Origin of the sequence: Pseudomonas huaxiensis (assembly GCF_003231275.1) — a bacterium.
Classification (GTDB): domain Bacteria; phylum Pseudomonadota; class Gammaproteobacteria; order Pseudomonadales; family Pseudomonadaceae; genus Aquipseudomonas; species Aquipseudomonas huaxiensis.
This window is the reverse complement of record NZ_QKVL01000173.1, coordinates 1-479: the sequence shown is the minus strand read 5'-3', so window position 1 is coordinate 479 and position 479 is coordinate 1. Positions and strand designations below refer to the sequence as shown.

1 pseudogene is annotated in these 479 nt (G+C 62.8%); it reads right to left on the bottom strand.

What is annotated here, in order from left to right:
• Window positions 1-53 precede the first annotated feature (53 nt).
• Window positions 54-479: pseudogene (locus DM374_RS32765) on the bottom strand (acetaldehyde dehydrogenase); the annotation flags it as partial.

Genomic DNA, 479 nt, shown 5'->3' with positions numbered 1-479 from the left:
CTGCCGTCGCGCAGGGTGACGTCGGAGATGTAGATCTTTTTCATGGTCGTTCCTCAGCCGTTGATCATCGACAGGGCCATGCGCTCGGCGGTGGCCATGGCGGCGGACGTCATGATGTCGAGGTTGCCGGCGTAGGCCGGGAGGTAATGGGCGGCGCCTTCGACTTCGAGGAACACCGAGGTCTTCAGACCGGAGAACACGCCGAGGCCGGGAATCTTCAGGTCGCGGACGTCCTCGAACTGGACCTTCTGCTTGAGTCGGTAGCCGGGCACATAGGCCTGGACGGCCTGGGCCATTTCAATGATCGAGGCCTCGACCTGCGCCTGATCCACCGCTTCGGAAAGGACGAACACGGTGTCGCGCATGATCAGCGGCGGCTCGGCCGGGTTCATCACGATGATCGCCTTGCCCTTGGCTGCACCGCCGATCACTTCGATGGCGCGAGAGGTGGTTTCGGTGAACTCGTCGATATTGGCGCG